6 protein-coding genes are annotated in these 7095 nt (G+C 74.6%); 4 read left to right on the top strand and 2 right to left on the bottom strand.

Annotation, left to right across the window (positions count from 1 at the left end; all coding sequences use genetic code 11):
- Both BG452_RS26265 and BG452_RS26270 read left to right on the top strand, forming a co-directional pair.
- Nucleotides 1–438, top strand: a 438-nt coding sequence (locus BG452_RS26265; protein ID WP_188306824.1) for a hypothetical protein, incomplete at its 5' end; no start/stop codon positions are given.
- A gap of 141 nt (nucleotides 439–579) precedes the next feature.
- The gene (locus BG452_RS26270) at nucleotides 580–2202 is read left to right on the top strand and encodes a multicopper oxidase family protein (protein WP_188306825.1); all 1623 of its coding nucleotides are present in this window, start codon (nucleotides 580–582) and stop codon (nucleotides 2200–2202) included.
- A gap of 68 nt (nucleotides 2203–2270) precedes the next feature.
- On the opposite strand, the gene BG452_RS26275 is transcribed toward BG452_RS26270, so the two are convergent.
- A complete protein-coding gene (locus BG452_RS26275; RefSeq protein WP_188306826.1) occupies nucleotides 2271–3998 on the bottom strand; it encodes a methyltransferase in 1728 nt (575 codons plus the stop codon).
- 32 nt (nucleotides 3999–4030) lie between these two features.
- Nucleotides 4031–5239 carry a 4-hydroxybenzoate 3-monooxygenase gene (locus tag BG452_RS26280; protein ID WP_317621237.1) on the bottom strand — a complete coding sequence of 403 codons (1209 nt, stop codon included), beginning with the start codon at nucleotides 5237–5239 and terminating at the stop codon, nucleotides 4031–4033.
- Nucleotides 5240–5524: 285 nt separating this feature from the next.
- Here BG452_RS26280 and BG452_RS26285 point away from each other — a divergent pair, with 285 nt between their 5' ends.
- Nucleotides 5525–6397, top strand: a complete 873-nt coding sequence (locus BG452_RS26285; RefSeq protein ID WP_188306827.1) for an SIS domain-containing protein — start codon at nucleotides 5525–5527, stop codon at nucleotides 6395–6397.
- Between the two features lie 58 nt (nucleotides 6398–6455).
- Nucleotides 6456–7095: 1-phosphofructokinase family hexose kinase (locus BG452_RS26290; RefSeq protein ID WP_188306828.1), on the top strand; the 640-nt coding region annotated here is incomplete at its 3' end.

Genomic DNA, 7095 nt, shown 5'->3' on the forward strand with positions numbered 1-7095 from the left:
ACCGGTGCCGCCACGGCCGTGGCCACCGCCGCGCCGAACCCGCCCGCGCCGTCCTCGGCCGGGCCCGCCGTGGCCTGGAGCGGCCAGGTCGCCATCACGATGGAGGGCGGGGCCGACTTCGACCTCACCCCGCCGGGGCGCCACCCCGGGTTCCCGCAGGGCATCTACGCGACCGGGTTCAGCGCGACCTCGGCCATCCTGTACGACGAGATCCAGAACGACCACGACAGCTTCGGCATCTGGACCGGCCAGGCGCCGCCCTCCGGCGCCGCCTGCTCGGACTGGGCCGCGAGCCACCCGGGCACCTCCGCGCACGTGAACGTCGGGTCGCTGGTCTGTCTGAAGTCCCCCGGTGGCCGTACCGCCCTGATCAAGATCGACTCCATCGAACCGGCGGACTACCAGCTGGAAGCCACGGTGACCGTCTGGTCCGGCTGAGGGCCGTGAAACCGAGGGCCGTGAAACCGAGGGCTGCGAAGCCGAGGGCCATCGAGCGGACGGTCATGAATGGGCAATGTCTGGCGGGCGCGCGGTGTGCTTGACCGGTGTCCCCGGTGAGCTGATCTAGATTGCCCGACCATGAGCGAAAATGTCGGATTCAGTCGTCGATCGATGCTCAGGGCGATCCCGGCCGCCGTCCTGCTGGTGGCGTCCGACGGGATCCTCTCCCGGCGGTACGCCGCGGCCGCGCCCCTCCCCTTCCCGCAGCCGGCCGTACGGACCGCTCGACGGGTGCCCGGCGGCCCGGGGGCGGTGCTGGAGGAGACGCTCGACGTGCGGTTCACGGACACCGACGTCCCCGGCCACGGGACGGTCCACACCCGCACCTACAACGGGACGATCCCCGGCCCGACCCTGCGGGTGAGCGCCGGGGACACCCTGCGGCTGACCCAGGTCAACGGCCTGCCGCCGAACGCACCCCACAGCGGGGACCACAACCGGCCGCACGGCTTCAACAGCTTCAACCTGCACACCCACGGCCTGCACGTCGACCCGACCGGGGACGCCGACAACGTGCTCCGGGTGTTCGCGCCGCGCACCGCCGAGGAGGTCGAGGCCGGCGCCCCGGAGCCGCGGTACGTGACGGCCATCGACATCCCGGCCGACCACCCGGCGGGCACCTTCTGGTACCACCCGCACCTGCACGGGGCCACCTCCACCCAACTCGTCGGCGGGATGGCCGGGGTGCTCATCGTCCGGGGCGACGTCGACGAGGTGCCCGAGATCGCGGCGGCCGCCGACCTCGTGGTGTGCGTCAACGAGCTCAGGCTCAAGGACGGCGAGGTCCCCGACTTCTCGTCCGGGAACGCGCTGGCCGCCGTGCCGCCGGTGCTGACCGTCAACGGTGCGGTCAACCCCACCGTCACCCTGCGCCCGGGCGAGGTGCAGCGCTGGCGGCTGGTCTGCGCCACCGCGTTCACCGCGCTGCCGCTGCGGCTCACCGGGGGCGGGCAGGACCAGACCCTCCACCAGATCGCCCAGGACGGCGTGACCTTCCCCGCCGTGGTCGCCACCGACACCGTCCGCCTGAGCATGGGCAACCGGGCCGACGTCCTGGTCCGGGGCGGCGATCCGGGCAGCTACGAACTGCGGGCGGACGGGGTCGCCGAGCCGCTGATGACGGTCGAGGTGACGGGCGAGCCCGTCGACCCGCCGATGGACCTGCCGACCGAGCTGCCGGCCGGCAAGCCCTTCCTGGACGAGAGCGATCTCACCGACCCGGACGCGGAGCGCGAGGTGGTCTTCCACGTCGACCCCAAGGTCTTCACCGGGCCGTTCGCCAACGCCTTCCGGATGCTGGGCAGCCACCCGACCCCCGCGGCCGACCCGGGCGGCGACCTCACCCGGGACGTGGCCTACGGCCTGTTCGACCCCGGCTACGTCAACCACACCCTGGAACTGGACACCGTCGAGCGCTGGACGCTGCGCACCGACGAGACCAGCGCGGCCTTCCACCACCCCTTCCACCTGCACACCAACCACGTCCTGGTGACCCACCGCGACGGCGTGCGGCTGGACCCGCCGGTCTGGCAGGACACCGTCGACCTGGCCGGCGGCCGGCCAGGGGAGACCGTCACCTTCCTGGTCCGGTACGAGGACTTCACCGGCCGGGTCGTCGCCCACTGCCACCAGCTCCAGCACGAGGACCTCGGGATGATGCAGGTCGTGGACTACGTCGAGTCGAGACGGCCCGGCTGCTAGGGCGGGTCCGACACGCGCCCTGCGACACGTGTGCCCCGCCGCCCGATCGGCGGCGGGGCAGCGGTGCGTCAGCGCCCGGAGTGGGCCGGGGCGGGGTGCGCCGGGGCGCCCGGGGCCGGGACGGCGGCCCGGCGGGCGTGCAGGACGGCGGCGCCCAGCGGCAGCGGGGAGTGGCCGAGCAGGTGGAGCCCGGCGTCGGCGAGCAGCCGGGCGTAGTGGTCGGCGCGGCGTTCACGCCCGCCGGTGTTGCACATCATGTGGACGTCCCACGCGGTGGCCAGCGAGGCCGAGCCGTCGTCGGGCAGCAGCCGTTCGACGATCAGCAGGTCGGCGTGGGCGGGCATGGCGCGGGCGCAGTGGCGCAGGATCTCGGCGCAGCGCTCGTCGTCCCAGTCGTGCAGCACCCGGGACAGCAGGTAGACGTCCGCCGTGCCGGGGACGTCCGCGAAGTCCCCCGGTACGTAGCCGCAGCGCCCGCCGAGCCCGGCGGCGTCGAGTCGGCGGCGGGCCGCCTCGACGGCGTGCGGGCGTTCCAGCAGGGTCCCGTGCAGCCCCGGGTGGGCGGACAGCAGACGGCCGAGCAGTTCGCCGTTGCCGCCCGCGATGTCCACGACGGTGCCGGCGGTGCCGGCGGCCGCCGTGATGACGGGGTGGGCCGGGAGCGGGTCGAACATCCGGGAGCTGGCGGCCATGGACTGGTCGAAGAGCTCGGCGAGTTCGGGGTCGCGGGCGAAGTGGTCGAAGTGGTTCTCGCCGAAGAGGTGGTCGAAGGCGGCCCCGCCGGTGCGCACGGTGTGCTCCAGCTCGGCGAAGGAGCGGTAGAACGGTCCGCCGTACATCAGCGCCAGCGGCCGCATCGAGCCGGGGGCGTCGGCGCGCAGCAGCGCGCCGGTGCCGGTGAGCCGGTAGCCGTCCTGGTCCTCGGCGACGATGCCCAGCATGGTGAGGTAGCGCAGCAGGGTGGTCAGGCTCTGCGGGTGGGCGTCGAGCGTGGCGGCGAGGTCCGCCGCCGTGGTGCCGGTCCGGGTGTCCAGGGCGTCGGGCAGCCCGATCCGCGCGCTGACCGCCAGGGCCTGGGTGGTCCAGGCGCCGGTCAGTTGCTGGAGCAGGGTCTCGGCGGAGTGCTGGGCGGGGTCCTGGCCCAGGTGGTCGGCGAGCACCGCGCGGTGGTCACCGTGGGCGTGCAGCTCCACCCGGCGGTAACCGGTGCGGGCGCCGGTGGGGGCGGTGAAGTAGAGGACGGTGGAGTCCTCGTGGGGGTTGTGGCCGCCGCCGTCGGGGGTGGCGCCGTGCCGGGCGAGCAGCGCGCACAGGCCGCGCAGCGCCAGTGGGTCCGGGTCGGTGACCTCGAAGGCGAGGTGCGCCTCGTGGTCGTGGGCGCGTTCGTGGGCGGCGAGGTCGGCGAGGTCCGAGCCGGGCGGCACGGTGAGGGCGAACACCTCGACGGTCCGCTCGCCGCCCGGGCCGGGCACCGGCGGGCGCAGGATGCTGACGTCGAGGTCGGCCTCGGTGCGGCCGTGGCGGCGGGCCAGCCGGCCGCGGACCACCACGCTGGGCTGCGGGGGTGCATCGAAGTCCAGCCCACAGGCGGCGAGTTGGGCGTGGAGTGTGGCGGCGTCCGGGGGCAGGAGGAGGAGGGCGGCGTGTGAGAAGCGGCAGCGTTCGGCCAGGGCCCGGCGTTCCGGGCCGTCGAGACCGGGCAGCAGGAGCGGGAACAGGTCGGCGGTGTCGTGCTCCCTGACGAAGTCGGCGGTGGCGCGCAGGCGGGCCGTGTCGTCCGGGGGAGTCGCGGTCATGGGAGGAGTCCTCGTTCCGGTGGGCGGGCCGGTCAGATGCCGACGTAGTTCTCGGCGAACCAGTCCTGGTGGGTGCGTGAGGTGCGCAGGGATTCGACGCGCGAGCGCCGCATGGATTCGTGGAAGAACGATTCCCCGTCCGGTCCGGCGGGGGAGTGCAGGAACTGGATCATCCAGTGGGCGAAGTCCTGGGCCCGCCATATGTGGGCGAGGCAGCGCGCGGAGTACCGGTCGAGCGCCCGGGAGTCGCCGTGGGCGAGGTCCTCGATCAGTGCCTCGGCGAGGAGTTCGGCCTCCAGGACGGCGAGGTTGGCGCCCTTGGCGGCGGCGGGGGCGGGCAGGCTCGCGGCGTCCCCGGCGAGCAGCAGCGAGCCGTGCCGCAGCGGCTCGATCACGTCGGACTCCAGGTCGATGACGGTGCGTTGGACGATCCGGCCGTGGTGCAGCGGCCCGTGTTCGGCGGTGCGCATCCGCAGGTCGAGTTCGGCCCGGATCCGTTCCTCCGGCCAGGCGTCGGCCGGGGTGCCGCGCTCGTACTGGAGGTAGTAGCGGGTGATGTCGGCGGTGCGGGCCATGTGGCCGGCGAAGCCGGCGGGGTGCATCGCGTAGCCGACGGCGTCCATGCTCGGGGGCGCCTCGGCGAGCAGGCCGAGCCAGCTGACGCCGTGGTCGCGGTGGTACCGGCGGGTGCCGGCGGGCAGGGAGCGGCGGGCGGCGCCGTGGCGGCCGTCGCAGCCGGCCGCGTACCGGGCCGACCACCGGCCGGGGCGGCCCTCGGCGTCGCGGACGGTGACGGTGGGGCGCGGGCCGGCGGCCTCCTGGACGGACTGGGCCTCGGTCTCGAAGGCGATCCGGCCGCCGGCGTCCAGGTAGTGGGTCAGCAGGTCGGTGACCAGGTCCTGCTGGGGGTAGACGGTGTGCTGCTCGCGGCGGCCGAGGGCGCCGTAGTCGAGCCGGAAGCTGCCGTCCTCGGTGCGGAACTCGCAGACGCCGTGCGGCCGGCCGTGCCGGCGCAGGCCCTCGGCGAGGCCGTGGCGGTCCAGGACGCGGACGGTGTTGGCGGCGAGGAAGCCGGCCCGGGCCCTGGTCTGGACGTGGGTGCGGTCGGCGCGTTCGAGGACGACGCAGTCGACTCCGGCGGCGTGGAGGAGGTTTCCGAGGGTGAGTCCGGCCGGTCCGGCGCCGAGGATGACGACGTCGGCGGTTTCCAGGACTGTTGGGCTTGTCTGACGTTCGGTCACAGAACGGTGAGCTTAGCCACCGCCGGATACATCGAAGCGCCGGAATAGCTCGGATCGGTGAATAGGGTGATGATCTTCACGACTCCTTTGCGGGGTCGGGCAGTTCGGCGGCAGAGGGGGTGCCCCGGTCGGCGGGGCGGGGCTCGGGGCGGGTTCGGGCGACCCCGGGGTGGACGGGCTGCTCGAAGGTGATCGAGGATGCGCACTATTGCGCACTGTGCGAGAACTGGACTATAAATCGAGCATCTTCACGCACGATCGTGCAGTCCCGCGCAGGAGGACCTGATGGCCCACGTCGACGAAGAGATCGCCAGCCAGCCCGAATGCTGGCAGCGCGCCCTGGAACTGACCCCGCGCCACCTGCCCGATCCCGGCGAACGGGTGGCCGTCCTCGGCTGCGGCACCTCGCTCTACATCGCCCAGGCCTACGCGGCGCTGCGCGAATCCCTCGGACTCGGCGAGACCGACGCCTTCGCAGCCTCCGAGTTCCCGGCCGGGCGCCGCTACGACCGGGTCGTCGCGCTCTCCCGCTCCGGCACCACCACCGAGGTGCTCGACGCCCTCGCCGCGCTGGGCGCGACCGAGACGGTGGCGATCACCGCCGACCCGCGCACCCCGATCGGCGCCGCCGCCCGCCACCTGGTGCCGCTGGAGTTCGCCGACGAGCGGTCCGTCGTCCAGACCAGGTTCGCCACCACCGCCCTCGCGCTGCTGCGCGCCCACCTGGGCGCCGCACCGGCGGACCTGCCCGCCCAGGCCCGTACGGCGATCGACGCCCCGCTGCCCCGAGGAGCCCTGGAGGCGCGGCAGTTCACCTTCCTCGGGACGGGCTGGGGCTGCGGGGTGGCGAACGAGGCCGCGCTCAAGGTCCGGGAGGCCTCCGCCTCCTGGACCGAGTCCTACCCGGCCATGGAGTACCGCCACGGCCCGATCAGCGTCAGCGGCCCGGAAGGCCTGGTGTGGTTCCTCGACGCCCCGCCCGCCGGGCTGGTCCAGCAGGCCGAGGCGACCGGGGCGGCGGTCAGCGTGCCGCGGCTGGACCCGCTGGCCGAACTGGTCCGGGTCCAGCGCCTGGCCGTCGGCCTCGCCGTCCGGCGCGGCCTCGACCCCGACCGGCCGCGCCACCTCACCCGCTCGATCGTGCTGGACCAGCCGTGACCGGTCGTCCCGGGGCGCACCCGCCGGAGCCCGGCGGCGGTCGCCGGTGATCCTCACCGTGACGCTCAACCCCGCGCTGGACCTCACCTACCGGCTCGACGCCGTCCGCGAGCACGCCGTCAACCGGGTGGCGAGCGTCCGCCGGCAGGCCGGCGGCAAGGGCGTCAACGTCGCCCGGGTGCTCGCCGCGCTCGGCCGCACCGCGATCGTCACCGGCCTGGCCGGCGGACCGAGCGGCCACGCCCTGCGGGCGGACCTCGCCGCCGCCGGGCTGCACGACGAACTGGTCGAGGTCGCGGGGGAGACCCGCCGCACCGTCGCGGTCGCGGACGACCGGGACACCACCGTCTTCCTGGAGCCCGGACCCCCCGTCACGGCGCCCGAGTGGCGGCGCTTCGTGGCCCACTACGAGCGGCTGCTGCCCGGCACCTCGGTCGCCGTGCTCTCCGGCAGCCTGCCGCCCGGACTGCCTCCGGACGCCTACACCGTCCTGATCGAACTGGCCCGCTCCCACGGAGCGCCGGCCGTGCTCGACGCGGACGGGCCGGCGCTGCTGCGGGCCCTGCCCGCCGGGCCGGCCGTGGTGAAGCCCAACGCGCCCGAACTCGCCGCGGCCACCGGCACCGAGGACCCGGTGCGGGGCGTCGAGCGGCTGCGCGCGGCCGGGGCCGGTGCGGTGGTGGCCGCGCTCGGCCCGG

It is taken from the genome of Streptomyces sp. CBMA123 (genome assembly GCF_014596465.1).
GTDB lineage: Bacteria > Actinomycetota > Actinomycetes > Streptomycetales > Streptomycetaceae > Kitasatospora.